Here is a 15,661-nt window from a genome sequence, read left to right as displayed (position 1 = left end):
AACCAGCTCGCACTCCTACCGAACCCCGGCTGACCAGCACATTCCCCGCCCCTACGACAGCACCTCAACACCCGGAGCAGTGGAACCCGGCGCCACCCCGAGACGACACTCGGGCCCTCGGCCTGCCCACCCTCAGCCCACGGCACGAAAACGGTCCACCGACTCCGTCGGCGGACCGTCATGAAACTTCGAGGCTAACGCCAATACCGGTAACTTAGGGTGCTTTTACCCGTTTCACGCGTTTGGGTTTGGTGGCATGGGTGATGGTGATGGCCGGTTCGGGCGGGTGTGCCGCACCGTGGTGGGCTGCGCGTTTGAGGGGCCAGCTGGCGACTTTGCGTTTGATGACGCGGGGGTTGGCCCGGCGTCGTCGTGGTGGCAGGAGGCGTTCGAGGAGTTCAGCGTGGGTGGCTTTGACCGCGCGGGTGAGTCTGCCGGGGGGAAAACGCCGCCTGGTCGGTGACCTGGCGGCGCACGACGCGCAGTGAGCGGATGAAGGAGATCCGGTCGGGATCGTGGTCGGCTTGCCGTGCGGCCTGGTGCATGAGGTTTCGGATGGCGTGGTGGACGAGCAGGAAGCCGTAGAGTTCCTGCTCGGCCCCGTCGGGGTGCTGTGAACGCAGCACCAGGTGGGAACCGCCGAGGTGGGTCTTGATTTCGTCGAGGGTGGACTCGAACTCCCACCGCTGTGCGTAGAGTTCGGCCAGTTCCGCGGCCGGGGCCTGATCCGGGTCGAGGATCGTGGTGAGGAGCCGGTAGACGCCCTCATGGCCGGCGATGGCGTACTCCACCGCGCGTGCCGGGACCCCGCGACGGAGGTGGTGGATGTCGCCGCGGTCGAAGATCTCCGTGAGGTAGGAACCGTCCGGGAACTGCTCGATCACGGGCAGTACGAGGTCTTTGCGGACTCGCCACAGCAGATCGGCCCCGGTCGCCGCGGCTGTGGACCACAGGTCCACGCTGTAGAAGCCACGGTCGGCCAGCAGCATCATCCCCGGCCGAAGAGACGGCAGGACCGCCCGGGCCAGGGCCCGCTCGCCAGTGCGCAGAGGGCCGATCGCCGTGTCGAAAACGGCGTGGGTGCCGCACTCCACCAGCCCGACCATTCGGATCTGCGGGCAGCCGACGTTCTGCTCACCCCGTCCGGAGCGCGGCGGACGGCCGAACGCCTCCACGTTCGCCGTCGTGTCGGGCAGGTCGAACGTGGTGCCGTCGATCGCGGTCAGACGCCAGCCGCGGTAGAAGGCGCCCTGAGTACCCGGTGCGGCAACCGGCCGGCGCACCCGGGCGAACAACTCCCGCAGCGGCGCCACCCCCAACCGCGACCTGGCCTTCCAGATCGCCGCCGAACTCGGCACCACCCACGACGCCCGCCACCGCCGCTCACCCTGCAGACCCATGGTCAGCAGCCGGGCGACCTCCTCGTAGCTCTGCCCCGAGAACAGGCACATCGCCAACACGAAATAGACCACCAGCCGGGCAGGCAACAGCCGGTTCCGCTGCTGCACCCGACCCGTCTTCGCCAATACCTCGTCCACAAGCTCCGCAGGAAACGCCTGCGTCAGCACCCCGACCGCGACCCGGTCCGACAACCGCTCACCAGATGACTTCAGCTGACCCGCTCTCGGCATACCGCCAACAACGACCAGAATGCACATAAGTTACCGGTATTGAGGCTAAAGGTTGTCTGAGTCTTCGTCGTACGCATCCCTGTGTCGTTCCACTTCGGCGAGGTGATCGGCCGTCCATGCAAGAAGGGTCAAGAACGGCTTATCGAGAGTGCGCCCGAGCGGTGTGATGCGGTACTCCACGGCAATGGGACGTTGCTCTAGCACCTGACGTTCGACGAGGCCGTTGCGTTCTAGGCGGCGCAGCGCCTGCGTCAAAGACTTCTGAGTGATCCCATCAAGTTCTCGCTTGAGCTCGTTGAAACGTCGCGGCTGCTGACACAGCGACGTCAGTAGCAGCTGACCCCATTTATCGAGGAGCTGATCCAGGAGCTCACGCTGCGGACCAACGATGGTGCCCGGGGCGGCCTGGTCTCCAGGGGTACCAGGTTTCTTTGAAGTGCCTGTCATGCGCCAGGTATACCAGAGATACTGCCCCTGATCGAAGGAATACCATGCCCGAGCAGTCCCTGACCACCCTCCACCTGAAGCGCCAGGACGGCGTGCTGTGGGTCTCGATCGATGTCCCGCCCGTCAACCTCATGACGGCCCAGCTCCTCCTCGACCTGGACGCCGTTGCTGCATCGGCCGAGAACGATCCCGACCTGCACGTCATCGTCGTCCAGAGCGCCAACCCGGAGTTCTTCTTGGCACACGGTGACCTGACATTCGTCGAGAACCCTGAGACGTACGCTGCCCTGCCGATCGCGGAGGAGACGCTCGTCGGAACCGGCCCGATGATGCGGCTCCACGAACGCTGGCGGCGTCTGCCCCAGACCACCATCGCGAAGGTCGCAGGACTTGCCCGTGGCGGCGGCCCCGAGATGATCTCCAGCCTGGACCTCCGCTTCGCAGCGCTCGAAACCGCCGCATTCGGCCAGTTTGAGACCCTTACGGGCATCGTCCCCGGCGCTGGCGCAACTGCTCACCTGCCCCGTCTCGTGGGTCGCGCGCGTGCCCTCGAGATCGTGCTCACAGGCGGCCTCATCGATGCCGCGACCGCCGAGCGTTGGGGATGGCTGAACCGAGCCTTGCCCGCCGCGGAGCTGGACGCTTACGTCGACTGGGTCGCACTGACCATCGCCAACCTGCCCGAAGGTGTCCGCGTCGCAGCTACCAAGGCGATCGACGCCGCCGACGGCCCACTCGAGGATGCACTGCGCGCGGAGGACCGCTACCTCGGGGAAACATTCACCCCTGCCTCCGGGGAACTCGCCAAGGCAGCACTTGCGGCTGGCGCTCACACGCGCGAGGTCGAGCTCAACCTCGAAGAGGTCCTGCGGGCAAACCTCGCCCGACATTCCTGAACCTCCGCTCCGTGGTGAATGGAGTGAAGAAGTCGATGCCTTTCGAGTTCGACGCATTGCGGGCCATTCAACCGCTCGGGGTACCGCATGCGGCGGGAGGCATGACCTGGGCATGCTTCGGGCTCTACTTCAACGTCAATTTGCTGGGCGCGCCCCGGCCGCGACCCACGTCTTGAGGAGAACACCAATGACCGATTATCGTCTTGATGATCAGCTCGCGCAGGCGCTAGCGCAACTCCCTCCGGAGTTTTTGAGCATGCCCGATCCTCCCGCGAACGATGTGCGGGCACTACGCGATCGAATCAATTACCAGTACACCGAGATGGGTAGGCTCGCGCCGCCCGTCCCGGCCGGTGTCGATCGAGAGGACGTCTCCATCCCCGTCGGCGATGGCGTCTCGCTCGAGGCCCGTTGGTACAGCAAGGGTGACGCCCGTCCCGGCTCCGCCGTCGTCTACGCTCACGGAGGCGGTCAGGTGGCCGGCACCCTCGATCACTACGATCGCAGGATGCGCGTCTACGTGGCCGAGACGTCCGTCCCCATCTTGTCGGTCGGCTACCGCGTGGCCCCCGAGGGAAAAGGCCAGCAGCTCAGCAAGGACGTTTTCGCCGGGGTGATGTGGCTGCTTGAGGAGGCAGACCGACTGGCGGTGGATCCTACGCGCATCGCTGTGATGGGTGACAGCGGGGGCGGGGGGCTCGCTGCGTCGGCCGCCGTCCTGGCGAGGGACCGTGGAATCACGATCGCCCAGCAGATACTGCTGTACCCCATGCTCGACGATAGGGTCACGGTCGCCAGCTCGGCCCTCGACCCCTTCCTCGCATGGACCGCTGGTATGAACGCGACCTCCTGGAACGCCCGCGCCGATGGTCCGGCCTCGGAGACGACCTCTCCCGCGCGCCTGAGCGACGCCCGTGGTCTGGCGGCCGCCTACATCGAGGTGGGTGATCTCGATCTCCTGCGGAACGAGAGCCTCGCCTACGCGCAGAAGCTGGCGGCCGCCGACGTCCCGCTCGAGCTCCACGTTCATCCCGGGACGCCCCATGCCTACGAATGGCTGGATGAGAGCGCAGCCGTAACTCAGCGCGCCCTGGCGGACCGCTACCGCGTCCTTCGCTCCCTTTGACGCTGACCGTGGATGTGGCTGACGGGGAGGGTTAGCCGCCTCGGCGTGGAGTGCCTCGCCGGTGGCCTACCTGGAGTCATCGGACTCCAGGTAGGCCACCGCGGCCTCCTCGACCTGGCCATGCACCGCTTCGCGATCGTGGCGAGTTGATCCTGGTAGGGACCAGGCCGCCCGGCCAGGGCTTTACCAGGCTGGGGCGTGGTGTTCAGCGGCAGTAGCGTCGGACGCGCACTCGCGCAGCGTCTTAGCCGCCACAACAGCTGGCGCCGTAGAGCGGGGCAGCCGCCCTTGACCCGAACCTGGGCGGTCGTCCCTGCTCTACGGCGCCGGCCGGCATGCTTCGTTGAACTGCGGTCAATTCGCGTACCTACGGCGGGGAAGACTCGTTCCCAAATCTCGGTAGCCCATCGTCTATCGGACGCTCTCCGCGACTTCAGCCCAGCGCCGTCAGCACTACCCCAATACCTTCCGGCCGCGATTCATCTGTGCTCCGGGTCGACGCCTGGCACCTGAGGTCAAGAGGTTCGAGCAGTCGTTGATGATAGCCGCTGGGCTGTAAGTGCAACCCACAGATTCAGACAGGGCGCGGCAACCGGTGTGGTTGTCGCGCCCTCTCGTTCGTTCGAGCAGGCTACCGCAGCTCGTACGTCACGGAACCAATCTCATCGAGGAGGTTGTCGGTTGCGGTGAGCTTGACCGGAGTGCTCGTGTCGTCGAGCTCATAGGTGATTCCGTTCCCGACAGTGCCGTTCTGCTTGATCGCCTCAGACTGAGAGCCGGCGCTCGACGACACAATGACCGACCGCGGCCCGGTAAGGGATCTTCACCGGGGCAATGTCACGCTGCCGTAGGTCAAGGGATTGCCCGCTTCGTTATCGAGCGGGTCCGGGTGCCCGATGAGATGGTGCTCCGGCAAGGGGGTTCCTTCAATGGTCAGTCGGCCGGCCGCAGTTTTGCGTACCCCCTCTACCGTCCCCACCATGCGGATCATGCCCTTATGGGCGATGAGGGCGAGGTCGCGATCGAGGGTTCTCTGAGCCTTGAGCTTCCAATCCTGCCGACCTCGATCCCACAACTCCTCAGCCGACAAGCCGCGCCGATACCCAACGACCGTTCGAGGGGCAGACTCACGTGTCGGCTCATGTTCATCCGGCAGCTTGATACGTACGACCGGGACGGCTTGCAGGCGGATTTCGATTCCCCGCCGCCGAACAGCTTCATCTGACACCCGCCCAGTATTCACGGTTCACGCACCAGGGGCACTGTGACAGCGAGCCGACGTGTCCGATAGTCGATCGGCTTGCAGGACGCGATCACGACACGAAGCGCAGCGAGAACCACGACACAGAGCGATGCTGCTCACACAGGTGGGCAGTGTCGGCAACTCGCGTCGGTAATCAACGTCGGTGAACGGTCCGGCCGATAGATTCCGACACATGCTCATCGGCTACGCGCGGGTCTCGACCGCCGACCAGAACCCCGATCATCAGATTGACGCCCTGCTGCGGGCAGGCGTCGACCGCGACAACATCCACGTCGACACCGCGAGCGGTGCGAAGGCATCCCGCCCAAAGCTCGATCTCGTCCTCCAGTTGTTGCGCGAGGGCGACACGTTGAAGGTGACCCGACTCGACCGGCTCTCCCGCTCGGTGCTGCACCTGGTGACGCTCGGCGCCGACCTGCGCGAGCGCGGGATCGGGCTGCACGTCATCGAGCAGGGCATCGACACCTCCACCATGGAGGGCCGGGCGATGTTCGGGATGCTGTCCGTACTGGCAGAGCTCCAGCGGGAGCTGATCGTGGCGAACACGAACGACGGGCTCGCCTCCGCGCGGGCCCGCGGCCGGGTCGGCGGGCGCCGGCCGAAGCTCACCGAAGATCAGGCCGCGCTCGCCCAACGGCTTTACGACGAGCGGGAGAAGACCGTCCAGCAGATCGCCGACATGTTCGGCGTACCCCGGTCGACGGTGTACGGCCACCTCAACAAGACCGTCCCCCGTCAGCCGAAGAAGGCCAAGGTCACGAAGTCCTGACCGCTACCTTGCGGCTGGTGTCTGAGCCAGGACTCCGGGGCCGACCACCGGCGCCCACGTCGTCGGCACCGAGACCACGTACCACCTGCTGGTCGCCCTGGGCGTCGACGCGGGGCGGATCTCCGTGGTGAAGGGCGGCGAGGTGCTGGACTTCGGCGGGATCGTCGTCGAGGTCGTGCCGAGCCTGCACAGCCGCAACAAGAAGTGTGCCTACTTCGCCCCCGGCACGCTGAACTCCCGCCCCGCGAAGGCCCCGAGAACCATCTCGGACCTGCCGGAGGGCGACACCCTCGCCTTCCGGGTGACCGGGGGCCAGGGCGGCCCGTCGGCGTTCCCCATGGGTGCCAGCGACTTCTGTGAGCGGGCGGTGCGGGGCCTGCGCCCCGACCTCGCGATGATCGCCGTACCCGCCGGCACCGCCACCCACCAGTACGTACCCCGGCTGATGCGGGCGCTGGACAGCCCTGGTGTCGTCGTCCCCGTCCACTGGGACAACTTCGAGGTACCGCTGGGCGGTACCCCTGTGCGCGACCCGGTGATGGACCTGGACGGCTTCCTCACGCAGGTCGCCCAGGCGTCCCCCACGACCCGCACCGTCGTCCCGGACTACCGCACGGTGTACGACGCCGACCTGCGCGCCGCCGCCCCGGCACCCTCCCGGTGATCCTTCAGCGGCCGCTCTTCCCCTTGCCGGCCGCGTTGCCGGCCGCGCTGCGGCGGGCCGCCTGCCCGGGGCGGCGGCTGCGCCGGCTCCGGGACGGGGAACCCGTGCGCGCGGGCTGGTTCTGGGCGGGCGGCGGCGTGAGGACGACGGGCACGCCCGACGGTGCCTGGGCTCCGGTGATGCGGTTCAGTTCGTCCTCGCCCGGACGTACCCGGGTGGTCCGCGGGGTGATGCCGGCGTCGGCCATCAGGCGGGACATCTCCCGGCGCTGGTGCGGCAGGACCAGCGTGACGACGGTGCCGGACTCACCGGCGCGGGCGGTGCGTCCGCCGCGGTGCAGGTAGTCCTTGTGGTCGCTGGGCGGGTCGACGTTGACGACGAGGTCCAGGTTGTCGACGTGGATGCCGCGGGCCGCGACGTTGGTGGCCACCAGGACCGTGACGTGGCCGTCCTTGAACTGGGTCAGGGTCCGGGTCCGCTGGGACTGGGACTTCCCGCCGTGCAGGGCCGAGGCCCGCACCCCGACGGCCAGGAGCTTCTTGGCCAGCCGGTCGGCGGCGTGCTTGGTGTCCAGGAACATGATCACGCGTCCTTCGCGGGCCGCGATCTCCGTCGTGGTGGCGTGCTTGTCGTCGTCGTCCACGTGCAGCAGGTGGTGATCCATCGTGGTGACCGCGCCCGCGGACGGGTCGACGGAGTGGACGACGGGGTCGTGGAGGTAGTTGCGCACCAGGCGGTCGACGTTGCGGTCCAGCGTGGCGGAGAACAGCATGCGCTGGCCGCCGGGGCGTACCCGGTCGAGCAGGGCGGTCACCTGCGGCATGAAGCCCATGTCGGCCATCTGGTCGGCCTCGTCCAGGACCGTGATGGCGACCTGGTCCAGGCGGCAGTCGTCCCGGTCTATGAGGTCCTTGAGCCGGCCGGGCGTCGCGACGACGATCTCGGCACCACCGCGCAGGGCGCTCACCTGCCGGCCGATCGACACGCCGCCGACCACCGTGGCGATCCGCAGGCGCAGCGCGCGGGCGTAGGGGGTGAGAGCGTCGGTGACCTGCTGGGCCAGCTCCCGGGTGGGAACGAGGACGAGCGCCAGCGGGTACCGGGGCTCGGCCCGCTGCCCGCCGGTACGCGCCAGCATCGCCAGACCGAAGGCCAGCGTCTTGCCCGAGCCGGTACGCCCGCGGCCCAGTACGTCCCGGCCGGCCAGCGAGTTCGGCAGCGTCGCGGCCTGGATCGGGAAGGGGGTGGTCACGCCCTCGGTGCTCAGGGCGGTCAACAGCCGCTCGGGCATGTCCAGTTCGGCGAACGTCTCGACCGGCGGCAGCGCCGGGGTGAGGGTGACCGGCGGCGCGAACTCCCCGCCGGACGCGGCGGGACGGCCTCCGCCGCGTCCACCCTTGGCTCCGCCGCGGGACGGAGCGCCCTGGCGGCCACCCGACCCCTGGGAACGGAAGCGGCCGCCCCGGCCGGAGCCCGCGGAGCCCGCGGCCTTGTCCGTACGGGAGCGGGACGAGCCGGAGTTGCCGGTGCTGTTGTTCGAACGAGCTGTGTGGTTGCGGTTCATGCGGAACCTTCCTCGATGCGGCACGTATCGAGGAATTCCTCCCAACGGCGAGGTACCGGCCGTATGAGAATTCGCAAGAATGAGCCGAAAAACGGTGAATCGGTGCATCAGTGCATCACTGCATCGGTGGATCAGCGGATGCCGATCGGTGGATGAGTGACACAGCGGCAGGCGACCGCGCGGTGCGGGCCGCGAGCACGAGCACGGCACCGGCTTCGTTGCCGGGCCGGGGAACGCAGCACGTGGCCGGGACCCCGCGCCACAGGGGTGCGGGGTCCCGGCCATGCACTGCGTGCCGGCGTGGGCGTCAGACGCCCACGCCGGTGTCAGCGTACGGGTCAGGCGGGAACGATGTTCTCGGCCTGCGGGCCCTTCTGGCCCTGCGTGACGTCGAAGGTAACCTTCTGGCCTTCCTGAAGCTCACGGAAACCGGAGCTGGCGATGTTCGAGTAGTGGGCGAAAACGTCGGGGCCGCCGCCGTCCTGCTCGATGAAGCCGAAGCCCTTTTCCGAGTTGAACCACTTCACGGTGCCAGATGCCATGCTGAATCTCCTTGAGGGCAGTGCCCGAGGCCCACACCTTGTGGGCCTCGTCGTCACAACAATGGTTCACCCGGATGTCATCCCGAATCCTGCGGAAAGCCGCGAAGCCTTCCAGGAACGAAAAAGAGTGCTCGTCGACGGAAGGTCGGAAGAGCACTCACAAGCCTCTGGTAACCAAAACTGCAACTCTTCACGCTAACACAGATGGAAAGCCGACGCACTCGGCCGCCGGCCGCTGCACAGGGACACACCGGCTGACGTCCTCGTGGCCGCAGCCGAGGACGCACTCGCTGTGGGCCTCCCACACCCCGTCGCTCACCAGATGGTGGGACGGGCAGGCGGGGGTCGTCCTGTTCGGTGGCCCGAACTGGGCCGGCAGCTGCTTCAGGCCGTTCTCCACGGCGCGCTCAAGCCGGTCCGTGACCGGCGATCGCAGTGGCGCCTCGGCGAACAGGAATCGTCGCCGCCCGGGGCAGCCACGCCGTGCGTGCCTGGGTGGCAGGGCGGTGCGAGGCCGGTTCCCGGCGGTTCGGCAGCCCCGGAGGACGGGCATGCGGAGGCCGGTTCACAGGCGGACGATGATCAGGGCGACGTCGTCCCGTCCGCCGTCGGCCACGCCGAGACGGGTGAGCAGGGTGTCGGCCAGGTGGTCGGGGCTGAGAGAGGTGTGATGGCCGAGGGCGTCGGCGAGGCGGTGCAGGCCGGCGTCGATGTCCTCGCCGCGGCGTTCGATGAGTCCGTCGGTGTAGAGCACGAGGGTGTCGCCCGGGGTGTAGGGCACCGTGGCCTGGGGGCGCGGGGCGTGGTCGGTAAGGACGCCCAGGGGAGGGTCGGTGGCCTCGTCGAGCAGGACGACGGTGCCGTCCGGCCGGGCCAGGAGGGGCGGGGGGTGGCCGGCGCTGGTGTAGGTGATGTGCTGCCGGCGGGTGTCGATGACGGCTTTGGCCGCGGTCGTGGCCAGTGCGCCTTCGAAGGTGCGGGCGTACCGGCTCAGGACGTCCATCGCCTTGCCGGGTTCGTCGATGGCGCGGACGGCGGCGGACAGGGCGCTGCGGAGCATGCCCATGATGGCGGCGGCCTCCAGGCCGTGGCCGACCACGTCGCCGACCGCGACGGTGAATCGGTCGTCGGACAGGTCCACCACGTCGTACCAGTCGCCGCAGACGTTGAGGGACCGGGCGGCGGGCAGGTAGCGCACGGCGATCTCGCGGTGACCGGCCAGGTCCGGGGAGTGCAGCATGGCCTTCTGGAGGGCGAGGGCCGTACGGCGCTCCCGGTCGTGGGCTTCGCGGAGTTCCTCGTTGAGGCCCTGGAGCTCCTGCGCCCGCGTGAACAGTTCGGCCTCCATCGCCTTGTGCTCCCCGCTCGGGTCACCCGGCAGGAGGTGAAGGGGACGAGTCAGCACGAACTCGGTCATGTCCTCCACCCGGTGGATGATCCACCGCACCTCTCCGTCGGCTCCGAGGACGGGTGTGTTGATGGGCGACCACCACTTCTCCTGGAACACCCCCGGACGGCCGGAGACCGGGATGTCGTACTTCTGCACCGCCATCGTCTCCGCTCTTCTCGAGAGGATGACCCGCTGCAGGGAGGCTCGCAGCTTCTCCACCCCGTCGGCCTCCGGATCCGCCGGATTGTCGGGGTAGACGACGAAGAGGTACCGGCCGATCAGCTCTTCCCGGGTCCGGCTCGTGGCCCGCAGATAGGCCTCGTTGACCTCGACGATCGCCAGGTCGGGGTCCAGCACCAGATAAGGGCTGGGCGTCACGGCGAACAACGCCCGGTAGTCGATCTGCGGTGTGGTCACAAACGCTCTCCTGTCCGACCCCCCTGTCTTGTCCCCGATTCTCGACCATGCGTTCAGCCGTGAGCGGCGGCCTGTCGGCTCGCCGGAGGCGATGAGCGTGCGAACGGTCAACCGGATCAGAGTCGTATCGGAGGGTTGTTCGTGACTCCTTGCGTGGTTCTTCCGCCGCCCGATGGTGTGGGTGCGGGCGGGAGTCCGCCGGTTCGCGACCGCTGGTCCGTTGACGTGATCGGGTGAGTGATCGCAAGCCGTAGTCGAGTGACTTGTCGGACGGGCAGTGGGCGCTGCCGGCGCGAACACCCCCACAGGGCGTGATCCACGGGCAGGGGCGGCACGGACATCCGGCCCCTGCTCGACGCGCCCGACCTCCGGGAAGACGCAGCCCCGGTTCCGGCCGACGACCTCCGAGAGCGGCTCCGGGTCTCGTCCGAACGGCCGTGAACGTCACATGTCGCGGTCTTGCGAGCTGTGCCGGAGCCTCCTGCGGCGTCGGAGCCCCCCGCGGTGCCGCGCGGTGGCTGCGACAACGGCTCCGGCGTCCAGACGCCGGAGCCGCCCTTCCGGGCGGTCACACGTGAGAGTGCGCCGGCCCACAAGCAATATTACTGCGTTCGGCGGGGGCCGGCAGGCCCATCTGTTGCGTCAATCGCGCTCCGACCGCGATCAGGTTCTCCGGGATCGTGGCGGGTCTTTGCCGGTGACAGTCCGCCCTGGGCGAATGCGATTTTGGTGACGGTGTGCGGTCACCTGGCCGGAGTAAAGGAGTCGGCGCCATCCGGCCCATTAGAAACTTTTATGCACCGGCGCGACTGGTTGGTCAATTCAGGTGAACACTCTCGAATTAATCGTAAATCGCCCGCTTCCTTGAATAATATGCCGCCGTCAGAACTGCCAGTCAGGCACCACCCACCACAGGAGTTGGCTCCCCCGATGACGTTGAATATCTCTGGTGCGCCACGGCGTACCTTGTCGCTTTGGATCGCGGCGGTAGTAACCGCGGTGATCGCCGCTGCCGTAATCGCGATGTCACCGACACGCGCAAGTGCTGTTGCGACGGCTGTACCTCTGGGTACGGCAGCGGATTTCGGAGTACTCGCTGGTTCGACAGTCACCAACACCGGCCCGACGACGGTCGAGCGTAGCGTCGGGGTGAGTCCGGGTGCGGCGGTAGTGGGGTTCCCGCCCGGCGCGGTGCTGCCGCCCGGCACCATCCACGCTGCCGACGCCGTCGCTCTTCAGGCCCAGAACGATCTGACCACGGCGTACAACCAGGCCGCCGGGCAGGCTCCGGACGTCACGTACACCGGAGATCCCGTGGAGCTCGGTGGCCAGACGCTGACTCCTGGCGTCTACAGGGTGCCCGTCAGCGCCCAGATCACCGGCACCCTCACCCTCAACGGCCAGGGCGACCCCAACGCCGTCTGGGTGTTCCAGGTCGGTTCGACGCTGACGACGGCATCCGCCAGCCGGGTGCTCTTCACCAATGGCGCCAACCCGTGCAATGTGTACTGGCAGATCGGCAGCTCGGCCACTCTCGGTACCAACTCCACGTTCGTGGGCAACATCCTGGCCCTGACCTCGATCAGTGCCACCACGGGGACGACCGTCAACGGCCGGCTGCTGGCCCGCAACGGCGCTGTGACGCTGGACTCCAACACGATCTTCCAGGGTGAGTGCGGGACTGCGCCGACCGGTACGGCGACTCCGACCGGTACGGCCACTCCCACGGGTACGGCCACCCCGACCGGTACGGCGACTCCGACGGGTACGGCGACTCCGACCGGTACGGCCACCCCCACGGGCACCGCGACTCCGACGGGTACGGCGACTCCGACCGGTACGGCCACCCCGACCGGTACGGCGACTCCGACCGGTACGGCGACTCCGACCGGTACGGCGACTCCGACCGGTACGGCGACTCCGACGGGTACGGCGACTCCGACGGGTACGGCGACTCCGACCGGTACGGCGACTCCCACGGGTACGGCCACCCCGACCGGTACGGCGACTCCCACGGACGGCGGCCACCACCATGGCAAGAAGCCTGGTGAGCACGGTCACCACGATGGCAAGAAGCCTGGTGAGCACGGTCACCACGACGGCAAGAAGCCTGGTGAGAACGGCCACCACGACGGCAAGAAGCCTGGTGAGAACGGCCACCACAAGTTCAGCCACGACGGGGGCAAGTGGACCGATCGGCACTGAGGTCACAGCTGAAATCAAGTCGTGGCTGAGCCACGCGGGGTGTGCCTCCCGAGGGTGAGTGCTCTGGGCTGCCGCCCGGAGAAGCCAAGAGTGAAAACGGCGCGCGACGGATCGCCATCGATTCCGTCGCGCGCCGTCGGCGAATGCTGCAGGAGAAGTGGCACGGAAAACCGGAACGGAAGGCGACGCGGATCCGTGCCGGGTGGCCTGCAACAGCGGACGCGGCAGCCGGACCGGATCGTCTCCGAGCCGACAGGGCAGGACCGGGAGGGAAGAACACTTGGATTCCAGGGGCCGAACCCTCCGTCCTTCCGAATGAGGGAACGGCAGTCGCCCTGGTTCGCCTGATGGTGGCTGTACGTAGGCGCGAGACCGATGAGCACACTGTGCGGCATCTGCTCAGGAAGTGCGGCGGGCGCTTCGTTCCCGAATCGGCGTGATGCGGAGGTCGGCGGAGCGGGTTTGGCCGGTGGCCTGCTCGATCCACAGATCAGAATCCTGCGCCGGCACCGGGAAGCGCAGGAGTGGGAGTGGACCGCGGCCGGTGCCGACTGGGAGGGAAAGGTCCGGGGCTGCACCGACGCAGCCCCGAATTCCCGATGCGGGTGTCGTCAGCTCTTGCCGAGGAGCTTGTTCATTTCCTCGATCTCGGCGTTCTGCGCGGTGACGATGTCGCTGGCCAGCTTCTTGGCCGGCCCGTACCGGCCCTTTTCCTTCTCGGTGGTGGCCATCTCCACGGCGCCCTCGTGGTGCTCGACCATCATGGTCAGGAACATGGTGTCGAAGCCCCTGCCGGATGCCTCCATCAGCTCGTCCATGTCCTCGGTACCCATCATTCCGGGCATGCCGGAGGCGTCGGAGCTTCCATGGTGCATGCCGGGCATGGACGAGGGCACGTCCTCGCCCCAGGACTCCAGCCACCCGGACATCGTCTCGATCTCCGGGCCCTGGGCCTTCCCGATGCGGGATGCCAGGTCCTTGACCTCGGCGGAAGAAGCCCGCGTGGCCGCCATCTCCGACATCTGGACGGCCTGCTGGTGGTGGGGGATCATCTCCTGCGCGAAGGAGACGTCCTGGTCGCTGTGGGCGCCGGCGGTGTCCTCGGCGCCCGCCGAGGCCGACGTCTGTGCGCCGGAGCCGGTGTCGGAGCCGTCGCCGCTGCCACAGGCGGCGAGGACGAGGGCGGCGGTCGCGGCCGTGGCGACGAGGCCGGCGCGGCGGGCGAGGGAACGGATGCTGGTCATGCGTGAACTCCTGCGAAGTAGGTGAGTCGCTGCGCGCACGGGGGCGCGACAGGGGCATGGCTGAGTGCCGTACGCCCGGGGGCGGGGACGGCTGGGCCTTGTCCTAGATCCGCAGGAGTTGCAGCTCGGCAAGCGAAGGCGGTCCACGGCCGCCCTCCGGCCCGGCCGCCGTGGGCCGGTGGCCACCGGCCGGCGACGCCGCCTGACCGGTGGGGTCGGGCAGCAGCGCGGGAAGAGCCGGGCCCGCGCCGACGGCACCGGAGGAACACGTCGCGTCGGCATGCTGTGCGTGCCCGCCGCCGTCACTGTCGCCGTGGCAGACGGACTCGGCGCTCACCAGGCCCGTCATGTCCTCATGCGCGGCGGCGGAGGAGGAGTGATGGCCGGCGGAGGAGTGAGGGCCGGTGACGGCGGTCGCGCCGCCCGGAGCGAGGCCGTGCATGCCGAACAACCCGGCCAGCAGCCCGAGCACCAGCAGCGTCGGCCACCACATGGGTGGCGACGGCGCGCGGTGGAGCTGTGCACGGGCTGTCACAGCTCTCATGCTACGCAAGCTCGCCGGCCTTCGCGGCGAGGCGGGAGCTCCTGCCCGGAACGGGCAACGCGTCCGGGCCGGTCCGCCGGCGTCCGAGGACGTCGAGGGCGACCAAAACCGCGACCGCACCACGACGAAGGGCCCCACCGCGAACGGTGGGGCCCTTCGACATCGTGCCCGGTGAGGCACTGGCGGAGGATACGAGATTCGAACTCGTGAGGGGTTGCCCCCAACACGCTTTCCAACTGTGTTGGGGGCGTATGGGGCTGTGTGCAGGGGCGTTCACCTGCGTTCATGGGCGATTGGCCTGTGAGACGAGGACGGCGTGCGGTCCCCTCTGAACGGCCGTGAACGGGGTTGAATGAGACGGAAACTGAGACGCTCGGGCTGGCCGGACTGGCTAGTGAACTTGATCGGGTGATGTTGGGTGATTGCCTGACAGGTGAGGGATGGGTTCGGTAATTATGTGCGTGTGAACGACTCCGCGCTCCCCGAGGATGGCGAGCCCATCCGTTTCGCCAAGGCGAAAAACTGGTGCAAGAAGCACGAGCCGAAGCTCCGCGCCGCTGGTGGCGCAACTCTGGCCATCGGCGGCGCGATCCTGGCCGCCGTGATCGCCAATCGCATCGAAGGGCGAGACACCGAGAGGTACGAGGTCGAGGATTGGGACCCGCTCTCAGCGCCTGAAGAGGCGGAGGGCCAATCTCGTCAGTCCTTCCTCGACCCTGACCGTGACCCCTTCCTGCGGAGGCTCCCCGCTGGCCAGAACGCCAGCGAAGAGGCCAAGGCGAGGTACAGAGAACTGACAGGGAACGAGCTTCCTGACGGTTACACCGTGGTTCGCCGGTGGCTCTACGAGACTGCGGCTTGAGCGGAGGGCACTGCGGCCTCTCATTCCTGTGCAGTGCCGGCGGAGCTGCTGCAGAACCCGCCGGGATTCGAACCGAAAACCCCCGTTTTAGGAGAG

Annotated in this window: 13 protein-coding genes and 2 pseudogenes; 6 read left to right on the top strand and 9 right to left on the bottom strand. The window is 68.0% G+C overall.

Features of this window, described 5'->3' with window-relative positions; genetic code table 11:
• Positions 1-398: 398 nt before the first annotated feature.
• Positions 399-1,631, bottom strand: coding sequence for an IS4 family transposase (locus tag ACFWVE_RS08825; RefSeq protein ID WP_384009632.1), 1,233 nt, complete (start codon positions 1,629-1,631; stop codon positions 399-401).
• Positions 1,632-1,676: 45 nt separating this feature from the next.
• Entirely contained in the window at positions 1,677-2,078 is a 402-nt protein-coding gene (locus tag ACFWVE_RS08820; RefSeq protein WP_384009630.1) for a winged helix-turn-helix transcriptional regulator, read from the bottom strand.
• 44 nt (positions 2,079-2,122) lie between these two features.
• Between ACFWVE_RS08820 and ACFWVE_RS08815 the strand changes: the two genes are divergently transcribed.
• Positions 2,123-2,974, top strand: coding sequence for an enoyl-CoA hydratase/isomerase family protein (locus ACFWVE_RS08815; protein ID WP_384009628.1), 852 nt, complete (start codon positions 2,123-2,125; stop codon positions 2,972-2,974).
• 187 nt (positions 2,975-3,161) lie between these two features.
• Positions 3,162-4,100, top strand: coding sequence for an alpha/beta hydrolase fold domain-containing protein (locus ACFWVE_RS08810; RefSeq protein WP_384009627.1), 939 nt, complete (start codon positions 3,162-3,164; stop codon positions 4,098-4,100).
• Positions 4,101-4,923: 823 nt separating this feature from the next.
• Here ACFWVE_RS08810 and ACFWVE_RS08805 read toward each other — a convergent pair.
• Positions 4,924-5,328 carry a hypothetical protein gene (locus tag ACFWVE_RS08805; protein ID WP_384009625.1) on the bottom strand — a complete coding sequence of 135 codons (405 nt, stop codon included), beginning with the start codon at positions 5,326-5,328 and terminating at the stop codon, positions 4,924-4,926.
• Positions 5,329-5,536: 208 nt separating this feature from the next.
• On the opposite strand from ACFWVE_RS08805, the gene ACFWVE_RS08800 reads away from it, so the two are divergent.
• The gene (locus tag ACFWVE_RS08800; RefSeq protein ID WP_384009623.1) at positions 5,537-6,133 is read left to right on the top strand and encodes a recombinase family protein; all 597 of its coding nucleotides are present in this window, start codon (positions 5,537-5,539) and stop codon (positions 6,131-6,133) included.
• Positions 6,134-6,176: 43 nt separating this feature from the next.
• A pseudogene (locus tag ACFWVE_RS08795) lies at positions 6,177-6,797 on the top strand (MBL fold metallo-hydrolase); the annotation flags it as partial.
• 4 nt (positions 6,798-6,801) lie between these two features.
• Here the strand turns inward: ACFWVE_RS08795 and ACFWVE_RS08790 are convergent.
• From ACFWVE_RS08790 to ACFWVE_RS08775, 4 genes and pseudogenes are all read right to left on the bottom strand, one after another.
• A complete protein-coding gene (locus ACFWVE_RS08790; protein WP_384009621.1) occupies positions 6,802-8,361 on the bottom strand; it encodes a DEAD/DEAH box helicase in 1,560 nt (519 codons plus the stop codon).
• Between the two features lie 338 nt (positions 8,362-8,699).
• Complete coding sequence (locus ACFWVE_RS08785) at positions 8,700-8,903, bottom strand: cold-shock protein (protein WP_042163016.1); 204 nt, start codon at positions 8,901-8,903, stop codon at positions 8,700-8,702.
• Between the two features lie 286 nt (positions 8,904-9,189).
• Positions 9,190-9,306, bottom strand: a pseudogene (locus ACFWVE_RS08780) (restriction endonuclease); the annotation flags it as partial.
• A gap of 162 nt (positions 9,307-9,468) precedes the next feature.
• Positions 9,469-10,710 carry a PP2C family protein-serine/threonine phosphatase gene (locus ACFWVE_RS08775; protein WP_384009619.1) on the bottom strand — a complete coding sequence of 414 codons (1,242 nt, stop codon included), beginning with the start codon at positions 10,708-10,710 and terminating at the stop codon, positions 9,469-9,471.
• An 873-nt stretch (positions 10,711-11,583) separates the two neighbouring features.
• Between ACFWVE_RS08775 and ACFWVE_RS08770 the strand changes: the two genes are divergently transcribed.
• Complete coding sequence (locus ACFWVE_RS08770; protein ID WP_384009617.1) at positions 11,584-12,915, top strand: ice-binding family protein; 1,332 nt, start codon at positions 11,584-11,586, stop codon at positions 12,913-12,915.
• A gap of 611 nt (positions 12,916-13,526) precedes the next feature.
• Here ACFWVE_RS08770 and ACFWVE_RS08765 read toward each other — a convergent pair.
• The gene (locus ACFWVE_RS08765) at positions 13,527-14,159 is read right to left on the bottom strand and encodes a DUF305 domain-containing protein (RefSeq protein WP_384009614.1); all 633 of its coding nucleotides are present in this window, start codon (positions 14,157-14,159) and stop codon (positions 13,527-13,529) included.
• A 103-nt stretch (positions 14,160-14,262) separates the two neighbouring features.
• Positions 14,263-14,694, bottom strand: a complete 432-nt coding sequence (locus ACFWVE_RS08760; RefSeq protein WP_384009612.1) for a DUF6153 family protein — start codon at positions 14,692-14,694, stop codon at positions 14,263-14,265.
• 472 nt (positions 14,695-15,166) lie between these two features.
• On the opposite strand from ACFWVE_RS08760, the gene ACFWVE_RS08755 reads away from it, so the two are divergent.
• Complete coding sequence (locus ACFWVE_RS08755; RefSeq protein WP_384009611.1) at positions 15,167-15,565, top strand: hypothetical protein; 399 nt, start codon at positions 15,167-15,169, stop codon at positions 15,563-15,565.
• Positions 15,566-15,661: the final 96 nt, after the last annotated feature.

The organism is Streptomyces sp. NPDC058632, from assembly GCF_042717095.1.
Lineage (GTDB): Bacteria > Actinomycetota > Actinomycetes > Streptomycetales > Streptomycetaceae > Streptomyces.
Note: the sequence above shows the minus strand (reverse complement) of the source record. Positions and strands in the feature narration are given on the sequence as shown.